The 21,770-nt window shown below is 62.6% G+C and carries 18 protein-coding genes; 15 read left to right on the top strand and 3 right to left on the bottom strand.

Annotated elements, in window-relative coordinates:
• Positions 1 to 2: 2 nt before the first annotated feature.
• The 6 genes from ACU680_RS25695 to ACU680_RS25670 all read left to right on the top strand — a co-directional run bounded on the left by ACU680_RS25695 (position 3) and on the right by ACU680_RS25670 (position 8,616).
• Positions 3 to 1,553: a sugar ABC transporter ATP-binding protein gene (locus tag ACU680_RS25695; protein WP_448180883.1), complete on the top strand. Its 1,551-nt coding sequence runs from the start codon at positions 3 to 5 to the stop codon at positions 1,551 to 1,553.
• A complete protein-coding gene (locus tag ACU680_RS25690) occupies positions 1,546 to 2,571 on the top strand; it encodes an ABC transporter permease (protein WP_448180882.1) in 1,026 nt (341 codons plus the stop codon). The genes ACU680_RS25695 and ACU680_RS25690 overlap by 8 nt, the downstream gene beginning before the upstream one ends.
• 31 nt (positions 2,572 to 2,602) lie before the next feature.
• On the top strand, positions 2,603 to 3,658 hold the full coding sequence (locus ACU680_RS25685; protein WP_448180881.1) for a substrate-binding domain-containing protein: 1,056 nt from the start codon (positions 2,603 to 2,605) through the stop codon (positions 3,656 to 3,658).
• Positions 3,659 to 3,726: 68 nt separating this feature from the next.
• On the top strand, positions 3,727 to 4,392 hold the full coding sequence (locus ACU680_RS25680; RefSeq protein WP_448180880.1) for a sulfite oxidase-like oxidoreductase: 666 nt from the start codon (positions 3,727 to 3,729) through the stop codon (positions 4,390 to 4,392).
• Positions 4,393 to 4,822: 430 nt separating this feature from the next.
• Positions 4,823 to 7,210, top strand: coding sequence for a TonB-dependent receptor plug domain-containing protein (locus tag ACU680_RS25675; RefSeq protein WP_448180879.1), 2,388 nt, complete (start codon positions 4,823 to 4,825; stop codon positions 7,208 to 7,210).
• Positions 7,211 to 7,251: 41 nt separating this feature from the next.
• Positions 7,252 to 8,616, top strand: a complete 1,365-nt coding sequence (locus tag ACU680_RS25670) for an APC family permease (protein WP_448180878.1) — start codon at positions 7,252 to 7,254, stop codon at positions 8,614 to 8,616.
• Here the strand turns inward: ACU680_RS25670 and ACU680_RS25665 are convergent.
• A complete protein-coding gene (locus tag ACU680_RS25665; protein ID WP_448180877.1) occupies positions 8,613 to 9,074 on the bottom strand; it encodes a DUF3574 domain-containing protein in 462 nt (153 codons plus the stop codon). The genes ACU680_RS25670 and ACU680_RS25665 overlap by 4 nt on opposite strands.
• Positions 9,075 to 9,555: 481 nt before the next feature.
• Positions 9,556 to 10,467, bottom strand: a complete 912-nt coding sequence (locus ACU680_RS25660) for an AraC family transcriptional regulator (RefSeq protein WP_367084755.1) — start codon at positions 10,465 to 10,467, stop codon at positions 9,556 to 9,558.
• 103 nt (positions 10,468 to 10,570) lie between these two features.
• Between ACU680_RS25660 and ACU680_RS25655 the strand changes: the two genes are divergently transcribed.
• The 5 genes from ACU680_RS25655 (at position 10,571) to ACU680_RS25635 (ending at position 15,019) form a co-directional block, all read left to right on the top strand.
• Complete coding sequence (locus ACU680_RS25655; RefSeq protein WP_007966370.1) at positions 10,571 to 11,116, top strand: carboxymuconolactone decarboxylase family protein; 546 nt, start codon at positions 10,571 to 10,573, stop codon at positions 11,114 to 11,116.
• A gap of 64 nt (positions 11,117 to 11,180) precedes the next feature.
• The gene (locus tag ACU680_RS25650) at positions 11,181 to 12,251 is read left to right on the top strand and encodes an acyl-CoA dehydrogenase family protein (RefSeq protein WP_448180876.1); all 1,071 of its coding nucleotides are present in this window, start codon (positions 11,181 to 11,183) and stop codon (positions 12,249 to 12,251) included.
• On the top strand, positions 12,248 to 13,090 hold the full coding sequence (locus ACU680_RS25645; protein ID WP_448180875.1) for an ABC transporter ATP-binding protein: 843 nt from the start codon (positions 12,248 to 12,250) through the stop codon (positions 13,088 to 13,090). Before ACU680_RS25650 ends, ACU680_RS25645 begins: the two co-directional genes overlap by 4 nt.
• Positions 13,056 to 14,255 carry an ABC transporter substrate-binding protein gene (locus tag ACU680_RS25640; protein WP_448180874.1) on the top strand — a complete coding sequence of 400 codons (1,200 nt, stop codon included), beginning with the start codon at positions 13,056 to 13,058 and terminating at the stop codon, positions 14,253 to 14,255. Before ACU680_RS25645 ends, ACU680_RS25640 begins: the two co-directional genes overlap by 35 nt.
• On the top strand, positions 14,255 to 15,019 hold the full coding sequence (locus ACU680_RS25635) for an ABC transporter permease (RefSeq protein WP_448180873.1): 765 nt from the start codon (positions 14,255 to 14,257) through the stop codon (positions 15,017 to 15,019). The genes ACU680_RS25640 and ACU680_RS25635 overlap by 1 nt, the downstream gene beginning before the upstream one ends.
• A 684-nt stretch (positions 15,020 to 15,703) precedes the next feature.
• Here ACU680_RS25635 and ACU680_RS25630 read toward each other — a convergent pair.
• Positions 15,704 to 18,085, bottom strand: a complete 2,382-nt coding sequence (locus ACU680_RS25630) for a DUF3772 domain-containing protein (RefSeq protein WP_448180872.1) — start codon at positions 18,083 to 18,085, stop codon at positions 15,704 to 15,706.
• Positions 18,086 to 18,279: 194 nt separating this feature from the next.
• Between ACU680_RS25630 and ACU680_RS25625 the strand changes: the two genes are divergently transcribed.
• The 4 genes from ACU680_RS25625 (at position 18,280) to ACU680_RS25610 (ending at position 21,596) form a co-directional block, all read left to right on the top strand.
• Complete coding sequence (locus ACU680_RS25625; protein WP_123587859.1) at positions 18,280 to 19,044, top strand: COG4705 family protein; 765 nt, start codon at positions 18,280 to 18,282, stop codon at positions 19,042 to 19,044.
• Positions 19,045 to 19,072: 28 nt separating this feature from the next.
• Entirely contained in the window at positions 19,073 to 19,510 is a 438-nt protein-coding gene (locus ACU680_RS25620) for a hypothetical protein (protein ID WP_007966353.1), read from the top strand.
• Positions 19,511 to 19,608: 98 nt separating this feature from the next.
• Entirely contained in the window at positions 19,609 to 20,274 is a 666-nt protein-coding gene (locus ACU680_RS25615) for a response regulator (RefSeq protein WP_098968331.1), read from the top strand.
• Positions 20,250 to 21,596 carry an ATP-binding protein gene (locus ACU680_RS25610; protein ID WP_448180871.1) on the top strand — a complete coding sequence of 449 codons (1,347 nt, stop codon included), beginning with the start codon at positions 20,250 to 20,252 and terminating at the stop codon, positions 21,594 to 21,596. The genes ACU680_RS25615 and ACU680_RS25610 overlap by 25 nt, the downstream gene beginning before the upstream one ends.
• The last annotated feature ends 174 nt before the right edge of the window (positions 21,597 to 21,770 follow it).

Raw genomic sequence — 21,770 nt, 5'->3', positions numbered from 1 at the left:
TTATGAGTGTGGCCGTGGCCCGCGCGCCGCTGATTCAGGTGCGTGAACTGAGCAAGCGCTTCGGTTCGAACCATGCGCTGGATCGCGTCAGCCTGCAGATTCATCCCGCCGAAGTGGTGGCGTTGCTCGGTGCCAACGGTGCCGGCAAATCGACGCTGGTGAAAATTCTGGCCGGCAGCCAGCGTGCTGATGCCGGGGAGATTTACGTTGATGGGCAGCCCCGGCAATTCAGCTCGCCGCTGTCGGCCCGTCGGGTCGGGATTGTCGCGGTGCATCAGCAGATCAACGAGGGCATCGCCCCCGGTTTGAGCGTGGCGGAAAACCTGCTGCTCGATGAGTTGTGCAGGCCCGACGCGGACTTCTGGCTCAATCGCCAACGTCTGTTGGAGCGCGCCGCGAGTATCGCCGCCGGGCTGGGGCTGGTGTTGCCGCTGGAGCAGCCGATCGAAGACCTCGGCCAGGCCGAACGGCAGTTGGTGGTGCTGGCGCGGGCCTTTGCCTTGCAGCCGCGTCTGCTGATTCTCGATGAGCCGACCGCCGCGTTGTCGGACGCCGAGGCGCAACGGCTGTTCGGCCTGATCGACACCCTGCGCAGCCGCGGCGTGGCGATTCTGTACATCTCCCATCGCTTGTCCGATCTGCAACGGGTGGCGGATCGCGCCATTGTCCTGCGCGACGGGCGACTGGCCGGAGAGTTCAGCGCACGGCAGTTGCCGGAAGCGGTGCACGCCATGCTCGGGCAGGCGCTGGACGGGCATGTCTACACGACCGGCACCGTGGGCCGAAAAGTGCTTGGTGTGCGCGGTTTGCAGATTTTGCCACGCTCCAGGCGTTTCGATTTCGACCTGCACCAAGGCGAAGTGGTGGTGCTGACCGGGCTGCTCGGCGCTGGCAAAAGCGAGATCGCCGAAGTGTTGTTCGGCTTGCGCAAAGCCGTGGCCGGCAGTCTGCAACTGGACGGCGTGGACTGGCTGCCGGGTTCGCCAAGGGCGGCGATCCGCAGCGGTGTGTTTCTCGCGGCGGAGGATCGCGCCAGTCAGTCGCTGGTGCCGGATTTCTCCCTGCGCCGCACCCTGACGCTGCCGTTTCTGCAGCGCTTCACCCGTGCCGGGTTCATTCGTAACCGCGCCGAAGCCGCAGCGGTCGAGGCGCAAGTCGCGGCGCTGGGGATCAAGACCGCCGGCATCGAGGTGCCGATGAGCGCGCTGTCCGGCGGCAATCAACAGAAAGTTGTGCTCGGCCGCTGGCTGCTCGGGGACGGGCGGGTGCTGATCCTCGACGAGCCGTTTCAGGGCGTCGACGTGCGCGCCCGTCGCGAGATCGGCCAGTTGTTGCGCGACAGTGCCGGCGGCCGCGCGACCCTGGTGATCTGCGCCGATGTCGATGAAGCCCTGGAAATCGCCGACCGCATTTTGTTGGTGCGTGATCACGCGGTAATCGCCGAATACCCGCGCGCCGGCCTTGAACGCGCGACCCTGGTCGCCGCGCTGGCCGGCAGCGACGCTAGCGAAAATCCCTTTCACTCCACGCCAAGGAGCAGAGCGAGTGCCTGATTCGAGTTCATTGTTGTCGTCCGCTACGGCACCCGCCGAGCGCCTGCTGCAAGCGCTGATCCGCTACGGCCTGTTGTGGCTGCTGGCGCTGATCGTGGTGTTTTTCAGTGTCGCGGAGCCGGCGTTTTTGCGCATCGGCAATCTGTTCAGCATCTTGCAGTCGGTGTCGATTGTTGCGCTGCTGGCCCTCGGTGTGACCCTGACCATGGCCGTCGGCGGGCTTGATCTGTCGATCGGTGCGGTGGCAGCGATGAGCCTGATGATCGCCAGTTACGTGATGGTGGTGCTCGGCTGGGGCGCGGTGCCGGCGGTGCTGATCAGTCTGGCCGGTGGCGCACTGGTCGGGCTGCTCAATGGCTGGCTGATCGTCAAGCTGCGGGTGCCGGACATTCTCGCGACGCTGGGCAGCATGTTTCTGGTGATCGGCGTGCAACTGATTCCCACGGGTGGGCGCTCGATTGCGGTGGGCATGACCTTGCCCAGTGGCGTGGAAACCGAGGGCACGTTCAGCGCGGCGTTTCTCGCCATCGGCCGCGGACGTTTGTGGGAGGTGGTGCCGGTTCCGGTGTTGATCACTGCGTTGGTGGCGCTGACGGTGTGGCTGTTTCTCGAGCGCACGCGCATCGGCCGATTGTTTTATGCGATTGGCGGCAACGAGCAGGCGGCGCGATTGGCAGGCGCGCCAGTGCAGCGTTTCAAGCTGCTCGCGTATGTGCTATCGGCATTGCTCGCCTCGCTCGGCGGTTTGCTGTTGGCGGCGCGCCTGGGCCGGGGTGATGTCAGCTCCGGCAATGGTCTGGTGCTGGATGCCCTCGGCGCGGCGCTGATCGGTTTTGCCGTGCTCGGGGCGAAGAAGCCCAATGCCTTCGGCACATTGGTCGGCGCACTGCTGGTGGCGTCGCTGCTCAATGGCCTGACCATGCTCAACGCGCCGTACTACGCGCAGGATTTCGTCAAGGGACTGGTGCTGGTGCTGGCCCTGATGTTCACCTTCGGCCTCGCGCATCGGGCGCGCTGAGCCGGTTCATTTGTCGCTGCAAGGAAGATGTATGCACGGTTCAATCAAGCAGTTCGCACGCCATTGCCTCGCCGGCGCGGTGCTCTCGGCGTTGGCTTTGAGCGCTCAGGCCAAGGCATTGCCGGGTGCTCCGGCGCCGTTCGATAAAGGTCAGGTGCAGATCGCGCTGGTCGGTTATCTGTTTTCCGGGGACTTTCCCGAGGCGTATCTGCGCGGCGTGGAGAAGCAGACCGAGGCGCTGGGGGCCAATCTGCGGGTGTTCGATGCGCGGCAGCAGGCGGCGAGTCAGGGCGAGATGATTGACCAGGCGATCGACCTTGGGGTCGACGGGATCATCGTGCAACTGGGCCTGGCGGAAACCCTCAAGGGACCGATTGACCGGGCGATCGCCAAAGGCATCAAGGTGGTGGCGTTCGACGTTGATCTGAACAGTCCGCAGGTGACTCAGGTCGAACAGGATCACCATGCACTGGCGCGACTGGCGCTGGATCAGGCGGTGAAGGACAACGGCACGCGGTTCGATGCCGGTTACGTGTACATCAGCGGCTTCACGCCGATGGAGCGCCGCGACGAGATCTGGAGTCAGGTGAAAAAGGCCAATCCGGGCATCATCGAAAAGGCGCGTTTCGGCACGCTCAATCCGCCGATTGCCAACTCGGTGGCGGATCAGGCCAGCGCGGTGTTGCGGGCCAATCCGGATATCAGCGTGATCTTCGCGCCGTTCGACGAGTTCGCCAAAGGCGCGAAGATCGCCGTCGACGAGGCGGGGCTGGGGCGCAAGGTGAAGATCTACAGCGCCGATATTTCCACCGCCGACATCCAGATCATGAAAGAACCGGACAGCGCCTGGGCGGCGACCGCTGCGGTCAATCCGCAAGTGGCGGGGGCGATCAGCGTGCGCAGTCTGGCGATGTTGATTGCCGGCGAAAATCCGGGGCATCAGGTGCTGGTGCCACCGACTTTGATCACGCGTCAGCAGTTGCTCGATCTGGACGTGAAAAACGTCCGCGACCTGGCGCAGAAGCTGCCGGCGTTCGGCGATACCGCCAATGTGGCGCGGGCTAAGTGGATTCCTGTGGCGAATTGAATGCAGCGGTTCTCACCGGGTGATGCGCTGTATGCGCGGCAGGCATCCTGACGCGCTTGGGAGTGAACATGCACAACAAAGCCATGCGTTTGCGCAACAGCCGCGCACCTAAGGCTGATCCGGCGCTCGGTCAACGTTTGCCGCCGGGGCAGGTGTTGACCGAGCGGTTCCCGATTCTCCACGAAGGCACGGTGCCGGAGTATGAGTTGGCAACCTGGTCACTGCGCCTGTTCGGCAAGGTCGGGCGTGTCGTCGAGTTGAGTTTTGCCGACCTGCAAAGGTTGCCGCAGCGCGAGTTGCAATGTGACATTCATTGCGTGACACGCTGGTCGAAGTTCGACACGCAGTGGAGCGGGGTGCATCTGCAGGATCTGCTGAGCGTCTTCGACATTCAGCCCGCTTCGCGTTTCGTCATGGCCCACGCCGATCACGACTACCAGACCAACCTGTCACTCGACGACCTGCTGCACCCGGACAGCCTGCTGGCCACCCATTACGCCGGCGTCCCTTTGACCGCCCAGCACGGCTGGCCGCTGCGACTGGTGGTCGCGGGGCGCTACTTCTGGAAGAGCGCCAAATGGCTGCGCGGCCTGGAGTTTGTCGACGAAGAACAACCCGGTTTCTGGGAACGCAACGGCTTTCACCTGCACGCCGATCCGTTTACGGAGCAACGCTTCAGTGCGCAGGCCCTGGACATTGCCGAGGATGCCTGGCTGGAAAAGGAATTCGACTAATACAACCACCCTGTGGGAGCTGGCTTGCCAGCGATGACGTCCATTCAGTCACTGTTTCTGTTGAATGACACACCGCTATCGCTGGCAAGCCAGCTCCCACAGGGATCTTTTTTGCAGTTGTAATCGTTGTTTGTTAGTTGCATCAACTGTTTGTCCAGCAACACTTGTGTTGGACTAAATACATTTAATCAGCCTGATCTAACCTAAGTGTTATTGGTTCTTTTACGGCAGGCCTTCGGCCCGTCTAGCATCGGTGTTCAAGGGGAAATAACTAACTTTGGGGATTCTGCGCTTAACCAACTCAATACGTTTAACCAGCCTTCACCACCTTCCTGCTTTCTAAAACTACAGCAGACATTGCCGTGCATTGATTGCCGACCCCTTATTGTCGGCAACGGCCGGGTATTAGCTGCGATAAAGGAGCTGTCACATGTATCAGCGTTCCCGTTCATTACTGGCCATCGCGGTGGTCGGTGCGATCTGGCAACTTCCGGCGCAGGCCGAAGACACTTCAGCACGTGTTGACGATGACACACGGCTGGGCACCGTGCTGGTCACCGGCACCCGTGGCACTGCTCGCACGGTGCTGGATTCTCCGGTGCCGGTTGACGTGTTGACCGCCGCCGATCTCAAGTCCACCGGCGCGGCTGACGGTGAACTGGGCCAGGCGCTGCAGACGTTGCTGCCATCGTTCAGTATGCCGCGTCAGTCCAACTCCGGTGGCGCCGACCACGTGCGCGCCGCACAGCTGCGCGGCATGAGTCCGGATCAGGTGTTGGTGCTGGTCAACGGCAAGCGCCGCCACACTTCAGCGGTGGTCAACGACTCGTCGAAAATCGGTCGCGGCACGGCGCCGGTGGACTTCAACTCGATCCCCATCAGCGCGATCAAACGCATCGAAGTGCTGCGCGACGGTGCCGGGGCGCAGTACGGTTCCGATGCGATTGCCGGGGTGATCAACATCATCCTCGACGACGCCCCTGAGGGCGGTGAAGTGTCCACCAGTTACGGTGCGTTCCACACTCATCAGGACGCCATCGGCAAAACCACCACCGACGGCCAGAACAGCGTGACCACCGCCAAGATCGGCACGCGCCTGGGCGAAGAGGGCGGGTTCATTCGTGGCGGCACCGAGTACAAAAATCGCAACCCGACCAACCGCGCCGGTTTCGATGGCTTTGCCGATACCCCCGACCAGCGCAATTACGTGATGGGCGACGGCCTGGCGCGGGACGTCAACCTGTGGTTCAACAGCGAACTGCCGCTGGCCGGTGGCAAGGCCTACAGCTTCGGCACCTACAACCAGCGCCACACCACCGGCGCCGAGTTCTATCGCTACCCCTACGAGCAGCCGCAGTTCTACCCCAATGGTTACCTGCCGCAATCGCTGGGCGACAACAAGGACATCTCCGCCACCGCCGGTTTCAAGGGCATGATCGGCGAAGACTGGGACTTTGACAGCAGCGTCACCCATGGCCGTAACCGCTTCGACGGCTCCACCCGCCGTACCCTTAACGTCAGCCTTGGCGAGGACTCGCCGACCAAATTCGATACCGGCGATTACGAGCTGCGCCAGACCACCACCAACCTCGATTTCAGCCGCGAACTGCGCCTCGGCGGACGCTCGTTCGTGCTGGCGCTCGGCGGTGAATATCGCTACGAAAACTACCTGACCTACGCCGGTGACGAGGCCTCTTACATTGGCTCCGGCGCTGATGGTGCCAACGGCCTGCGCCCCAGCGAAGAGTCGGACCTGGACCGCAACGTGTTTGCTACCTACGCCGAGTTGTCGGGCGATCTCACCGAGCGCTTTTTCGTCGACGCCGCCACGCGCTGGGAACATTACGACGATGCCGGCAGCAAACTCACCGGCAAGCTCAGCGGTCGCTACAAACTGACCGAGCAGTGGGCGTTGCGCGGCGCGGTGTCGAACAACTTCCGCGCGCCGTCGCTGGCGCAGAGCGGTTTCCAGAACACCACCAGCAACTTCGGTGAAGGCGGCACCCTGACCGACATCCGTGTGCTTTCAGTCAACGACCCGATCGCCCGTGCGCTGGGGGCCGAGAAGCTCGATCCGGAGACTTCGAAAAACTTCAGCCTCGGCCTGACCTTCCAGCTCAACGAGCGCTTCGATGCTTCCCTTGACGTGTTCCGCATCGACGTCAAGGACCGTATCACCCTGTCGCAGCGCATCGGCAGCGACGCCATGGAGCAATACATCAACGACAACTTCGGCGTGGCCGGGGTGCATGACGTCAACTTCTTCACCAACGCCGCCGACACCAGCACCCACGGTGCCGAGCTGGTGCTCAACTACCATCAGCCGCTGTACGAAGGGCAACTGGGCCTGACCACCGCGTACACCTACAACCACACCAAAGTCACCAGCACCAAAGGCACGCCGTCGCAACTCACCGCACTGGGAATCGGCAACGATGCATTGGTCGGCGTTGAAGAAACCAATACCCTGACCGACGCCGCGCCCAAGGATCGCTTCGTGTTCAGCGCCAATTGGGCCAGCGAACACTGGGGCCTGCTCGGGCGTCTGACCCGTCAGGGCGAGACCACCCGAGTGTTCGACTTCGGTGACTCGCAACCGGAGCAGACCTATGGCGCGGTGTGGCAACTGGACGCCGAGGTGACCTACAAATTCACCCCGAAATTCAGCGTCGCCCTGGGCGGCAACAACCTCACCGACAATTACCCGGAACGCTCCGGCTCGGCGATCAACTACGGCGGCAACCTGCCGTATGACGTGCTGTCGCCAATTGGCACCAACGGCGCGTACTACTACGCCAGCGCCACCTACGGCTTCTGAGCCGAGCCGCCATGGATGGCGGACCTTCTGCGGGACTCTGCATGAATCATTCGAACGGCCCCAAGCGCCATCTGCCGGTGTTGCAGGCGTTGCTGATCACGCTGGGCATGGTGATCACCACCGACATCCTCAAGACCGCGCCGACCGTGGCGCTGAACGTCGGGCCGGAATATTTCTATTGGGTCTGGGTGCTCGGCGGCCTGGCGTCGATGGCCGGGGCGTTGTGCTTTGCCGAAATGGCCACGGCATTTCCACATCCGGGCGGCGACTATCACTTTCTGCGCACGGCCTATGGCGAACGCATGGGGTTCCTGTTCGCCTGGTCGCGTTTTTCGGTGATGCACACCGGCTGGATCGCCTTGTCGGCGTTCATGTTTGCCGATTACGTCAATGCCGTGCTGCCGCTCGGTCGGTACGGATCGGGGCTGTTTGCCGGCGGGGTGATCGCCGCGCTGGTGCTGCTCAATCTCAGCGGCAAGCACATCGGTTTCATCACCCAGACCTTGTTGGTCGGCTTGTTGGCGCTGGGCTTTCTGAGCATCGCCAGCGCCGGGGTGTGGCTGGTGTGGCAGGGGGTTGAAGCAGCACCAGCGAGCGTTTCGGTTGCGCCGGAAAACACCGGTATGGCCGGGTTTTCGGCGGCGATGATTTTTGTGTTTCTGGCGTTCGGCGGCTGGAGTGATGCGGCCACATTGTCGGCGGAAGTGCGCGATGGACGACGCGGAATTTTTATCGCCATGCTCGGCGCGCTGACGCTGCTGATGGCGATCTATCTGGCACTGAACTGGGCGTTTGTGCGCGGTCTGGGTTTCGCCGGGCTGGCGGCGAGCAACGCACCGGCAGTGGAATTGTTGAACCGTGCATTCGGCGCACCGGGTGTGCTGTTGATCCTGCTGATGGTCGGCATCGCGGCCATCGCCACCATCAACTCGACCTTGCTGGTCGGCGCCCGCACCACCTACGCCGCGGCCCGCGATGTGCCGCAGTTGCGTCGCTTCGGCGAGTGGCACGAGGAGGATGGCGTGCCGCACAAGGCGTTGCTGGCCGAGGGCGCGGTGGCGTTGTTGCTGGTGTTGTTCGGCAGTTTTACCCAGAGCGGCTTCAACACCATGGTCGAGTACCTGACCCCGGTGTACTGGCTGTTTCTGAGCTTCAGCAGCCTGGCGTTGATCATTCTGCGGCGGCGTTTTCCCGATGTGCCGAGGCCGGTCCGGGTGCCGTTGTATCCGCTGGTGCCGCTGCTGTTTTTTGGCCTGTGCCTGTACATGCTCTATTCGAGCGTGACGGTGGTGGGGTGGGGCGCGTTTCTGGGGATTGGCGTGTTGCTGGTCGGTGCGCTGCTGTTGGCGGGATTGAGCCGCGTGGCGTCGACGCCTCGGCAAGCTCTGGGGCAGATCAGCGATTAAAACGAAACGTCGGCCGGTTGCGACAGACGCAGCACCGACAGATCCCCGGTAATGCGTTTGTACGCCAGTCGAATTGCCTCGATGTTGCCGGCGTTCTGCGGATTGTTCTCGTGCAGGATCACAATCACCTTGGTGCTCAGCCGCTCCGGCTCCTTCGCCCCATGATCACGCCACTGCCCATAGGCATCGAACACGGTGAAACCGTCGGGAAACCGCGACGTCACTTCCTTGTCGAGAAACTCGCGCCAGCGAGCGGGGCTGACCGCACCTTCCTTGCCGTCTACCGTCCCTACCGAGAAGTACAACTCAGTACGAATCCACTGCGCCTGCGCCGGACGCGTGGCATCGCCTTGCAGTGTCGAACTGGCGGGGTCATGGGTGTGAACGGCGGCAGGCGGCGGGCTGGCACAACCGGCGACAGCGACGAATAGCGCTGCCAGTAACAGGCGTCTTTGCATGGAGCATCCCTTTTTATGAGTTGAGTACAAGGGGGCAATTATAGAGGGCGAGGTTAATAGCGATAAAAGATTAAAAAATGGTTTTGTGGTTGATTAGTGGAATAAGGAACGAACCAAGCCAGGATGCCAAACGTACCGCCGCCTTCGCGGGCAAGCCCGGCTCCCACAGGTCTCATGGCGTGCACAAATCCCGTGATCCACACATCTCCCCTGTGGGAGCCGGGCTTGCCCGCGAAAGCGCCGGTTCAGTCAATAAAGATGCTGGATGCACCAACACCATCGCTGGCAAGCCAGCTCCCACAGGTTTTTGCGGAGTACACAGATCCGCTGATCGACACCATTCACTGTGGGAGCGGGCTTGCCCGCGATAGCGGTGTATCAGTCGCTGGAGATTTTGCCTGTGCCGGCGCTTTCGCGAGCAAGCTCGCTCCCACAGTTTCTCTCGGTGCTTTCCAGCAGCGACGGCATATTAACGCGTCGCTCAGCGCCCCTCATGCTGCTTGCGATAAGCCCCCGGTTGCACCCCCACCGACTTGGCGAACGCCCGGGTAAACGCGGCGATCGACTGATAGCCCACCGCCGCGCACACCTGTTCCACCGTGTGATTGGCCCGTAGCAATTGGCAGGCATGCCGAATGCGCAACGCCAGCAGCACTTGCCCCGGCGATTGCCCGGCCAGTTCGTTGAAGCGTTTGAAAAACGCCGAGCGCGACAGGCCGATACTCGCCGCCATGCTCTCCAGCGACCACGGCAATTGCGGCTGTTCGATCAACTGGTCCAGCAGCGGCGCGAACTGCGGATTGCGCGCCAGTGCTACGAGGCCGCCGAGGCTCTGGTTGTCGGCCATCTGTTGGCGCAACACGTACAGGAACAGCAGATGACTCAAGCGCTCGAGCAGCGCCGAGGACGGCGCCGGCAGGCGTTCGCACTCTTGCAGGATCAACTCGAACAAGGCTCGCGCCGCGCTCGAAGACGGATCACCTGCGCGCAGGATGATCCAGTCCGGCAAGCCTTCGATGATCAGCGATGACAATCCCGACTTGAAATGAAAGAACCCGCAAACCAGCCCGACACCGTCCTGCGCCTGACTGTCGAGCGCGGTCATGGCCCTGCGCGGCAGCGTCTGGGCGAGGGCCGGCTCTTCGGCGCTGGAGAGGCGGTAGTTCAGATCGCGCAGCAGAAACACCGCATCTCCGGCGTTCAACGCTATCGACTGCTCCTGCCCGTCAATGTGCAGCCAGCAGCGGCCCTGCACGATCAAGTGAAAACTGGCGCGCGCAAGTCCGTGCGTACTTGCATGCCAGCCACCGCAATAGCGCCCGACGTGAAACAGGCTGGCATCAAGTTCGAGGCTTTCTAATAACCAATCAACCAGTGGGCTGGACGAAATCATCTAATGGAAACACTCAGGAGCAAGTAATCGCTACTTTAGAATATGGATCGAAATTTTTATAACCAACAGACTGGCCGGACACTCAACAGCAGGAGTCCACTCCATGTCGCGCGTCACTCTACACACCGTGCAAAGCGCTCCCGAAGCCGCCAGACCGTTCCTGGAAAATGCGCAGAAAAACTCCGGATTCATTCCGAACCTGTTGGCCGTGCTGGCCAATGCCCCGGCCGCGCTGGAAACCTACGTTACGGTATCGGCGCTCAATGGCAAGTCCGAACTCAGCCTGGCCGAGCGCGAAGTGGTGCAACTGATTGCCGCGACCAACCATGGTTGCGATTTCTGTGTCGCAGGTCATACCGCCGTGGCGCTGAATAAGGCCAAACTGCCACCGGAAGTGGTCAGTGCGCTGCGTGAGAAAGCCACTGTGCCCGTGGAAAAACTGGAAACCCTGGCCGCGTTTGCCCGCGAGGTGATTGCTACCCGGGGCAAGGTCAGCGATCAGACCTTCAACCAGTTCAAGGCCGCCGGCTACACCGAAGGCAATGCCCTGGAAGTGATCCTCGGCATCAGCCTGGCGACCCTGTGCAACTTCGCCAACGTGTTTGCCGACACGCCGCTCAACCCTGAGCTGGCAGCGTATCGCGCGTAATCGGTCGGCGGTTCCGGCAGCGTCGTCTATGGTTGATGCTGCTGCGTAAATGGAGAAATACCAAATGCTCAATCCGGCATTGATTCAATGGCTGGAACACAACGCTCAGGCACTGGATGCGGGCGACGGCGATCCGCAGCAGGTTTTGACGCAACTGGCGCAGGCCGGGGTGCTGCGGGTCGGTATCAGCCCGGTACTGGGCGGCAGCGGTGGCCACGTCAGCGATGCGGTGGAAGTGCTGGCGAACGTCGCCAGCCATTCATTGGCGGCGGCGTTTGTGTTCTGGGGCCAACGGGCCTTTATCGAATACCTGCTGCACAGCCCCAACGCTGCGCTGAGGGAAAAACTGCTGCCGGCGTTGCTCAGCGGCGAACTGGCCGGGGCCACCGGTTTGTCCAACGCGATGAAGTACCTGTCCGGCATCGAGGCACTGCAAGTGCGCGCCGCCAACTCCGCCGATGGCTGGACCTTGAACGGGCGCCTGCACTGGGTGACCAATCTGCGCAAAAGCGGTTTTGTGGTCGCGGCTGCAATCGAGCACGAGGAGGGCGGTTCACCGTTCGTGCTGGCGATCGCCGATGACGCTGCCGGCGTAAAACGTTCCGCCGATCTGCAACTGATGGGGCTGCAATCGAGCAACACCGCTGCGATCGATTTCACGCAAGTGGCGGTCGGACGCGAATGGCTGCTGCATGACGACGCGCGCAAGTTTCTGCCAGCAGTGCGCCCGGCGTTTCTCGGCTTGCAATGCGGCATGGCGATTGGTCTGGCGCGACGGGCGCTGGCCGAGGTCGAAGGGCATTTGCAGGACGGTCGTTCGATCCTGCTGGAGCCGTTGCAGGAGCAGCGCGAGCAACTGGCGCAGACCGTCGACGCGCTCAAGCAAGGCCTGCACGACGGGCGCTTCCTCTCCCAGCCGGGCGCGTTGTTCCAGATCCGCATCGCGCTGGCCGAATCCGCCGCCAACGCCGTGCAACTGGAACTGCAATCCAGCGGTGGCAAAGCCTACCTGACCGAGCACGGCAGCGGTTTCGCCCGGCGCTGGCGCGAGTCGGCGTTCGTGCCGATCGTCACCCCGAGCCTGGTGCAACTGCGCGCCGAATTGCAGCGGCAGAAACGGGAAGCGACGGCATGACCGCAGCGTTGCTGGAAGCGCAGGGCATCAGCCTCGGCTACCCGCGAGAGCAGGGCTGGCACACCGTGCTGGAACACTTCGACCTGCAATTGCAGCCCGGTGAAGTGGTGACCATTCTTGGCCCCAGCGGTGTCGGCAAGTCCAGCCTGCTACGGGTGCTGGCCGGTTTGCAGGCGCCGCAACAGGGCCGGGTGAGCCTGCTTGGCGAGCCACTGACCGGCGCGCATCCACGGGTGGCGGTGGCGTTTCAGGACCCGAGCCTGTTGCCGTGGCTGACCCTGGAAAAGAACGTCGCCTTCGGCCTCGACTTCGCCCGCCAGCCGCACCTGACGGCCGAGCAGCGCAAGGCGCGGATCGACCACGCCATCGCTGCGGTCGGCCTCGAACATGCACGTCAGCAGCACCCGGCGCAGTTGTCCGGCGGCATGGCCCAGCGTACCGCGTTGGCCCGCTGTCTGGCGCGTCAGCCGCAGGTGCTGTTGCTCGATGAACCGTTCGGCGCGCTGGATGAAATCACCCGCGCCGACATGCAGCAGTTGCTTCTGCAACTGATTGCCGAGCACCACACCGCAGCGGTGTTGATCACCCACGACATCGACGAAGCCCTGCTGCTTTCCGAGCGGATTCTGCTACTGGGTAACAGCCCGGCGCACATCCTCGGCGAGTGGCGCATCGACCTGCCTCAGCCGCGTGCCGAGCTGGTCGAGGAACTGGGCGCGCTGCGCATCGACATCCTCAAAACCCTTCGGCGGGCGAGCCGCAACCCCCTCACTCAACCTGTGCCCGCTACGTCGGAGATTGACCATGTGCCTGGACGACTTCACTCACACACGTCGTGACTTCCTCAAACTCAGCGCGCTGCTGACCGCCGGCGGCGCGTTGCCGCTGCTCAACAGCCTCAACGCCCGTGCCGCGTCCGAGCCGAACGCGCCAGTGCGCATCGGTTATCTGCCGATCACCGACGCCACGCCGTTGCTGGTGGCGCATAACAATGGCCTGTTCGAAGCCGAAGGCATTCAGGCCGAGCGCCCGGTGCTGCTGCGCAGTTGGGCGCAGGTGATCGAGGCGTTCATTTCCGGGCAGGTCAACGTGATTCACCTGTTGTCGCCGATGACCGTTTGGGCGCGTTACGGCAGCAAGGTGCCGGCCAAGGTCGTGGCGTGGAACCACGTCGGCGGCTCGGGCCTGACCGTGGCGCCGGGCATCACCGAGGTCAAGCAACTGGGCGGGCAATCGGTGGCGATTCCGTTCTGGTATTCGATTCATAACGTGGTGGTGCAGCAGCTGTTTCGCGATCACGGGCTGGTGCCGGTGAGCAAATCGGCGAGCGCCGCGCTGGCGCCGAACGAAGTCAATCTGCTGGTGCTGCCGCCGTCGGACATGCCGCCGGCCCTGGCGAGCAAACGCATCGCCGGCTACATCGTTGCCGAGCCGTTCAATGCGCTGGCCGAGGAACTCAAGGTCGGCCGAGTGCAGCGCTTTACCGGCGACGTCTGGCGCAATCACGCCTGCTGCGTGGTGTTCATGCATGAGCAGGATCTGAACAACCGTCCCGAGTGGTCGCAGAAAGTGGTGAATGCCATCGTCAAGGCGCAGGTCTGGACCCGCGACAACCGCGCCGAGGCGGCGAAACTGCTGTCCAAGGACGGCGAAAATCGCTACACGCCGCACGCACAACCGGTGCTCGACCGGGTGCTGTCGCCGGCCACTAGCGACCGCGAGCAGTATCTGGCCAGCGGCGCGATCCAGCACAGCCATTGGGACGAGCAGCGCATCGACTTTCAGCCGTATCCGTTCCCCAGCTACACCGAAGAGCTGGTCAAGCGTCTGAAGGACACGCTGATCGAGGGCGACAAGGGTTTTCTCGCCAGCCTCGATCCGCAGCAAACCGCCCGGGATCTGGTAGACGATCGCTTCGTGCGTAATGCCATTGCTACAGTCGGCGGGATGAAGGCATTCGGATTACCGGAAAGCTTTGATCGCAGCGAGGAGTTCAGCCTCTGATGCGTCAGCGATCTTCTTCGACCGTTCATGGTTTGTTGGGTGTGGCGGGGCTGTTGTGCCTGTTGCTGCTGTGGTGGCTGGGTGTACACGTGTTCGGCGGCAACGACAGCCTGGCGCTGCGCTTTTCCCCCGAGGCAACCCTGGCCAGCCTCGGCGAACTGCTGCTGCGCCCGGACCTGTACGAGCATGTGCTGGTCAGCCTGAAACGGATTGTGGTCGGCCTGTTGCTGGCGCTGCTGATCGGTGTGCCACTGGGCTTGATGATCGGCAGCTACCGGCATCTGGAAGCGGCGACTACGCCGGCGTTTCAGTTTCTGCGAATGATTTCGCCGCTGTCGTGGATGCCGGTGGTGGTGATGCTGATGGGCGTTGGCGATCAGCCGATCTACTTCCTGCTGACCTTCGCCGCCGTGTGGCCGATCCTGCTCAATACCGTGGCCGGCGTGCGCCAGCTCGACCCGCGCTGGCTGCAACTCAGTCGTAGTCTTAGCGCTACCCGTTGGGAAACCCTGCGCAAGGTGATCCTGCCCGGCGTGCTCGGTCATGTGCTGACCGGGGTGCGACTGTCGATCGGCATTCTGTGGATTGTGCTAGTGCCGTGCGAAATGCTCGGGGTCAGCGCCGGGTTGGGCTACTTCATCCTCGATACGCGCGATCGGCTGGCGTATTCGGAACTGATGGCGATGGTGCTGCTGATCGGTGTGCTGGGCTTTGCGCTGGATGCGTTGGCGCGATGGCTACATCGGCGCTGGGCACCGGCCTGAGGCTCTTCGCGCCACCATCACGTTGACTGACCCACCGCCATCGCTGGCAAGCGAGCTCCCACAATGATCTCGGCCAGTCGCCAACTCCGCGCCCACCGCAGAACCCTGTAGGAGTGAGCCTGCTCGCGAAGGGGGCGTGTCATTCACCCCCGCTGTGACTGAACCACCGCCATCGCGAGCAGGCTCACTCCTACAATGCTTTAGGCCAGCCGGCACATTTGCGTTAACCGCAAACCCCTGTGGGAGCTGGCTTGCCAGCGATGGGGCCGTGTCAGCCGCCATCACTTCAGACTGACCCACCGCCGTCGCTGGCAAGTCACCTTCCACAGGGGGTGGTCCGCTACGGCGTGGCGGCGGGTTTCGCCAGCGCAATCCCCGCATCCCCCAGCCGCTTGAGTATCTCCCACAATGATCTCGGCCAGTCGCCAACTCCGCGCCCACCGCAGAACCCTGTAGGAGTGAGCCTGCTCGCGAAGGGGGCGTGTCAGTCACCCCCGCTGTGACTGAACCACCGCCATCGCGAGCAGGCTCACTCCTACAATGCTTTAGGCCAGCCGGCACATTTGCGTTAACCGCAAACCCCTGTGGGGCTGGCTTGCCAGCGATGGGGCCGTGTCAGCCGCCATCACTTCAGACTGACCCACCGCCGTCGCTGGCAAGTCACCTTCCACAGGGGGTGGTCCGCTACGGCGTGGCGGCGGGTTTCGCCAGCGCAATCCCCGCATCCCCCAGCCGCTTGAGTATCTCGAACAGCAGATCACTCTTGGTCCCGCCGACAATCCGCGGGCTACCGACGTAGCCGGTTACCGTCAAGGTGATGCCATCGGGCGACAGCTTGCTGAAGCGCACGTACGACGCCGGTTTGTCGAGAATGTTTTCGTTTTCCCGGTAGGTATTGAGCAGCAGTTCCTTGACCTGTTCCGGGTCGATGTCCAGCGGGAACATCAGTTCCAGACTCGCCACCCCTTGGGCGCTGCCGCCGAGGGTGACGTTGCGCAGGTTCTGCGAGATCAGCTGTGAGTTGGGCACGATCACGATGGAGCGGTCGCTGAGCTGGATTTCCGTGGCGCGCACGTTGATCCGGCGGATATCGCCCTCGACGCCACTGATGCTGATCAGGTCGCCGACCTTGACCGGCCGTTCGGTGAGCAGGATCAGCCCGGAGACGAAGTTCTTGACGATCTCCTGCAGACCGAAACCGATCCCCACCGACAGCGCACTGACGATCCACGCCAGATTGGTCCAGCGCACGCCCAGCGACGACAGCGTCAGGAGGATGACCGTGGCATAACCGATGTTGGAAAACAGCGTGCTCAACGACGCGCACATGCCCGGATCCATGTCGGTCTTGGGCAGGAATTCGTTGTCGAGCCAGCGGCGCAGGGCGCGGATCAGGTAGATGCCGATCAGCAGCGCCAGCACCGCATTGATCAGATGCGCCGGGACGATGTTCAGCTTGCGCAACCCGGCGCCACCGAGAATGCCCATGACATTGCTGGTCAGTTGCCCGAACGTGGTGCCGATGCCGCCGACGAACAGGGTGATCACCGCCAGCAGCAACAGCCCGGCACGGCTGGCACCGGACAGCACAATCGAAATCTGCTCCAGCCGCCGGTCGCCCATGCCCAGAGTCTGCTTGAGGGTCTTGCCGGCCGAGTAGCGCGGCGAGAACAGGTATTCGCAGGCGTCCTTGACCACTTGAATCAGCAAATAGAAACCTGCCAACACGATATAGGCCCAGACCAATTCATAGGTGACGAAGCGGGCCAGCGACACGTAGCCGGTGAGCAAGGCTAGCGCCGATATGCACATGCACACGGTGGCGATGCTGTAGATCGCTCCGGCAAACGTGCTGCCGGCCTCCGGTTCATTGGCGCTGATCAGCGCCTTGCGCACTTTGCCGACGCGCCACAGCAGCGGCACCAGAATCACAATCACCACGATGGCGATCACCCCACGCTGGGCGATCACGATCTGGCTGCTCATGCCGGTGGCGTTGCTGACCTGCACCAGCGTCACCAGCACCAGCAGGGTGGCGGCGAGAATCCGTGGATAGGGCCGCAACGCCAGCGCCACCGAGTCGGCTATCGCCGGCAGCCGCCATGAAGGATGCTGAGTCGACAGCAGCGCGCGGCTCAGCGCGGTGATCAGGACGCAGGCGTAAACGGCTTTTTCGAATTCCTCGGAAAACGTCTGCAGCACCGGCGTCAGCGGTTCGTGGCGGGTGCAGGCGTAAAACAGCAGGTGCAAAGCGATGGCCGTGGTGCCCAGGGTCGCCAGCGCCGAGGCGAATGCCAGCGCGCTGCGGCGCAGACGACCCTCCGGCATGCGGTGGATGCACAGCCAGGTCAGGCCGCGCTCGGCGAGTCGGCGGCCGACCGTCCAGAAAGCCAGCGCCAGCAGCACCAGCACACAGGTGAAAAAGCGTTGCCCGGGCGCCCAGACCGTGGCCCAGGTGAGGTTCACCTGAGTGATGAAAAACTTCAGGCGCTGGCGGTCATCCGGCTCTGGCGACACCAAGGGCGACCAGAAGTCCGGGCTCAGGATGCTGTCGGTGCGTAGGGTCAATTCGCTTTCAAGCAGCGTGCGACGGATGCCGGCGATTTGCGTGATCAGCTCGGCTGCGCTCTGCTTGAGCGCGGCAAGGCTCTTGAGCGTGGCATCGACCTTGTTTTTCTGTTCGCTGAGCATTGCCCGTTGTGCGGCGATTTCCGCCTGTTCGGCGGCAATCTGCGTATCCGGCGCTGCGCCGAGCACCCCCAGTTGCACCGCCAGTTGCGCCTGCTGCGGCAACAACGATGCCGACAACCGATCGACATCCAGAATAAAGGTCTGCACCCGATCTTGCGGACCTTCGAGCTGGTTGTAGTTGTTGGCAGCGGAAATCTGCTGCTTCAGCCCATCGAGGCGCAGTTGCAGGGCTTGCAGATCACTTTGCGAGACCTCCACCAGCGGCGCCGCAGCGGTCGCCGAGGGCGCCGGCAAATCCGCCGCCCACACCACCGAACTGCCCGGAGCGAGCAGGAGCAGCGCGAAAAAAAACAAAAACTTCAATGTGTTGCGCATGAGAGGGGCCGGTTCTCGTTGATCACACAATCTATGAGGTTAGGTGATCGAACCGGGCACGGCGGAAAATTTCCGGGGAGCAGGGCGGGCCGGTGAATCGGTCGCGTCGTGTACGCCCTCAGTCTCAGCTAAGTATTGGCTCGTATCTTCCCCTCAGCGCAAGTTCAGCGCTGGACAGGAGAGGCGATCCACACATGAATCCCGCAAAAGCCGGATGGCTTAACAAAGTCCCCGAAGTGACACTGGCCTTCTGGGTGATCAAGATTCTCTCGACGACCGTGGGTGAAACCGGCGCCGACTTTCTCGCCGTGGATGCCGGTTTCGGCGCTGGCTGGACCAGCATCGGCATGGCGCTATTACTCGGGTGCGCGCTGTTCTTTCAAATGCGTAAAACCGCGTATACGCCCTGGATCTATTGGTTAACCGTGGTGCTGGTGAGCATCGTCGGCACGCAGATCACCGACATCATGACCGACATGCTCGACATCAGCCTGTACGTCAGCACCGCGGTGTTCTCGGTGTTGCTGGCCGTGAATTTCCTGATCTGGTTCACGGTGGAGGACAACCTGTCGATCCGCGAAATCAACACGCCGCGTCGCGAGCTTTTCTACTGGTCCACGGTGCTGTGCACCTTTGCCCTGGGCACTGCCGCCGGGGACCTGGCAACCGAAGCGCTGGGGTTGGGCTTCACCGTCGGTGCAGTGATATTCGGCGCGCTGATCGCGGCGACGCTGTTGGCCTGGCGGATGGGGGCCAACGTGGTGCTGACCTTCTGGATCGCCTACATCCTCACCCGTCCGTTCGGCGCCTCTCTCGGTGACTTGCTGACTCAGGCCAAGACCTACGGTGGCCTGGGCATGGGCGCCGCCTGGACCAGTGCGATCTTCCTCAGCGTCATCGTGCTGTTGGTGGCGGTCGCGCAGATCAGCCTTGGCAATCGCAAAACCCTCACTCAATAAACGTTTGGATACCCATCAAGGAATCAATATGCACGCCTTCAAAACGGCTTTTCGCCACGTCGCGATCATCTCGTCTCTGGTACTGCTCGGTAGCCTCGCCGGCTGCTCGAAACCCGCCGACAAGCCCGCTGCCGGCACGCCGACCAGCTCTTTGAGCGCGCCGCCGCAATCGGGCTCGAAGCTGGGTGACCTGAGCGAGTTCCGCAACATCGCCGCCGACGTCAGCGCGCGGGTCGAGAAAAACGACCTGCTCGGCGCCAAGACCCGGATCAAGGATCTGGAGACCTCCTGGGACTCTGCCGAAGCCGGCATCAAGCCGCGTGCCGCTGCCGACTGGCATGTACTGGACAAGGCCATCGACCGCGCGCTGGATGCCCTGCGCGCCAACTCGCCGAAGCAGGCTGACTGCAAGGCGGCCATGGACGACCTGCTCAAGGCTTTCGATTCGATGAACGGCAAGCAGTGATCGCAGCGCTGAACCGGCGGCGGACAAACGTCGGTTCAAGTGCTTCAATACAGGCGCGATGGCCATGACCGTCGCGCCTTTTTCTGTCGGAGCGCTGCATGCGGATTCTGCTGGTCGAAGATGACCTGATGATTGGCGAAGCCATCGAGGCGGCGCTCAAGGAGGCGAGCTACGCCACCGACTGGGTGAAAAACGGCCTCACCGCGCTGGCGGCGCTGGACACTCAGACCTACGACCTGGTGCTGCTCGACCTCGGCCTGCCCGGCAAGGACGGGCTCGATGTGCTGGATGCCATTCGCGCGCGCAACAACCCCGTGCCGCTGCTGATTATCACCGCCCGCGATGGCCTCGATGACCGGCTGCGCGGCCTCGATGGCGGCGCGGATGACTTTCTGCTCAAACCGTTCGCCATGGCCGAGTTGCTGGCACGCATGCGAGCGGTATTGCGCCGGCGCGGCGGTAACGCGCAATCGTTGCTGGATAACGGCGAGGTGTCGTTGAACCTGATTTCGAAACAGGCCTCCACCGCGCAAGTCGCCGATGTGCAGCTTTCCAGCCGCGAGTTCGCGCTGTTGCAGGCACTGTTGATCCGCCCGGGTGCGATTCTCTCGCGCAGCGAACTTGAAGACCGGATTTACGGCTGGGGCAACGAAGTGGAAAGCAACGCGGTGGAGTTTTTGATCCATTCGCTGCGGCGCAAACTGGGCAACCATGTCATCAGGAATGTCAGGGGGATGGGATGGATGGTTTCAAAGGGCGTTTGAGCGACTCGGTGCAGTCACGGCTTTCCATCACGCTTTCCCTGGCAATTCTTGTCGTCGCCTTGCTCGCCGGTGCATTCGCGTTTATCTCGGCACTCGATGAAGCGCACGAAATGCAGGACGAAAGCTTGCGTCAGGTGGCGCTGCTGTTCGATCGGCAGCACATGACCCTGGGTTATCCCGCTGCCGCGCAGGTCGTTGGCGATGACGAAGACTCGCGGATCACCGTGCAATACCTGGCTGACAGCAGCAAAGCCGTCGGCACTGATGACGCGAGCATTCCGTTGCCCTTTCCCCTGACCCTGGCCGAAGGTTTGTCGACGCAGAACATTGCCGGTGAACACTATCGTGTACTGGTCAGAACCACCTCGGCAGGCGAACGCATTGCGGTCGCGCAGGAAGCCGACGTGCGCGACAAGGAGGCGCGGGAAAGCGCCTGGCGCAGTCTGCTGCCGTTTCTGATCCTGTTTCCGGTGCTGCTGTTGGTGGTGGGGGATCTGGTGCGCAAGCTGTTTCGCCCGATCGCGACGCTTGCGGCGGAAATCGATCAGCGTGACCAGCAGGCACTGCATCCGATCGATGAACAGCACCTGCCGAACGAGATCCGGCCCTTCGTTGTGGCGATCAATCGATTGCTCAAACGTGTGGCGCAGGCCATGGAGGCGCAACGACGGTTTATCGCCGATGCCGCCCATGAACTGCGCTCGCCGATGACCGCGCTGTCGTTGCAGGCTGAGCGATTGGCCGCTGCGACCATGTCGGCTGACACCCGGCAGAACTTTCTGCCACTGGCTCAGGGCATCGAGCGCAGTCGCAAGCTGATCGAACAATTGCTGGCCCTGGCCGCCGCGCAATCAATCGCGCAACGCGCCGAGTCCGCTGTGTCGGTGCATGCCGTGTTTCGCCGAGTGCTGGAAGACCTGCTGCCACTGGCAGAGAACAAAGACATCGATATCGGCGTGGAAAGCATCGACGACGTGCAGGTCGTCATCAACGAACTCGACCTGTTGATCCTGATCAAGAACCTGGTGGATAACGCCATTCGCTATACCCCGGTGGGCGGACGAGTCGACCTCAGCGTCGAACGGACGGAGCAGGGCGTGAGCATCGAAATCAAGGACTCGGGGCCGGGCATCCGCGCCGAAGAACAGGCGCTGGTGTTCGATCCGTTTTACCGCAGCCTGGGCACCGGCGAGGCCGGGTCCGGGTTGGGGCTGTCGATTGTCAGGGCGATCGCCGAACGCACGGGGATTCGGGTGGGTTTGAGTTTTGTTGATGAAGTGGGGCGGCGTGGCTTGCGTGTTTCGCTGTGGTTGTCCTCATAAGGCCGCCCAGTTCTTGTCACCCACTCACGTTCGACAGCCATGCCTGAAGAGTTCGAAGTCTCCAGCCCCCACGGGCACACATCGAGCACACCACCCATCATGCCCATGCACAAGGCGATCGCTTCGCCAGCAAGATTGCGGTCATGACGGCGATCATGGCGATCGTCGGCGCCC

This window comes from Pseudomonas sp. LF020 (assembly GCF_053456425.1).
Note: the sequence above shows the minus strand (reverse complement) of the source record. Positions and strands in the feature narration are given on the sequence as shown.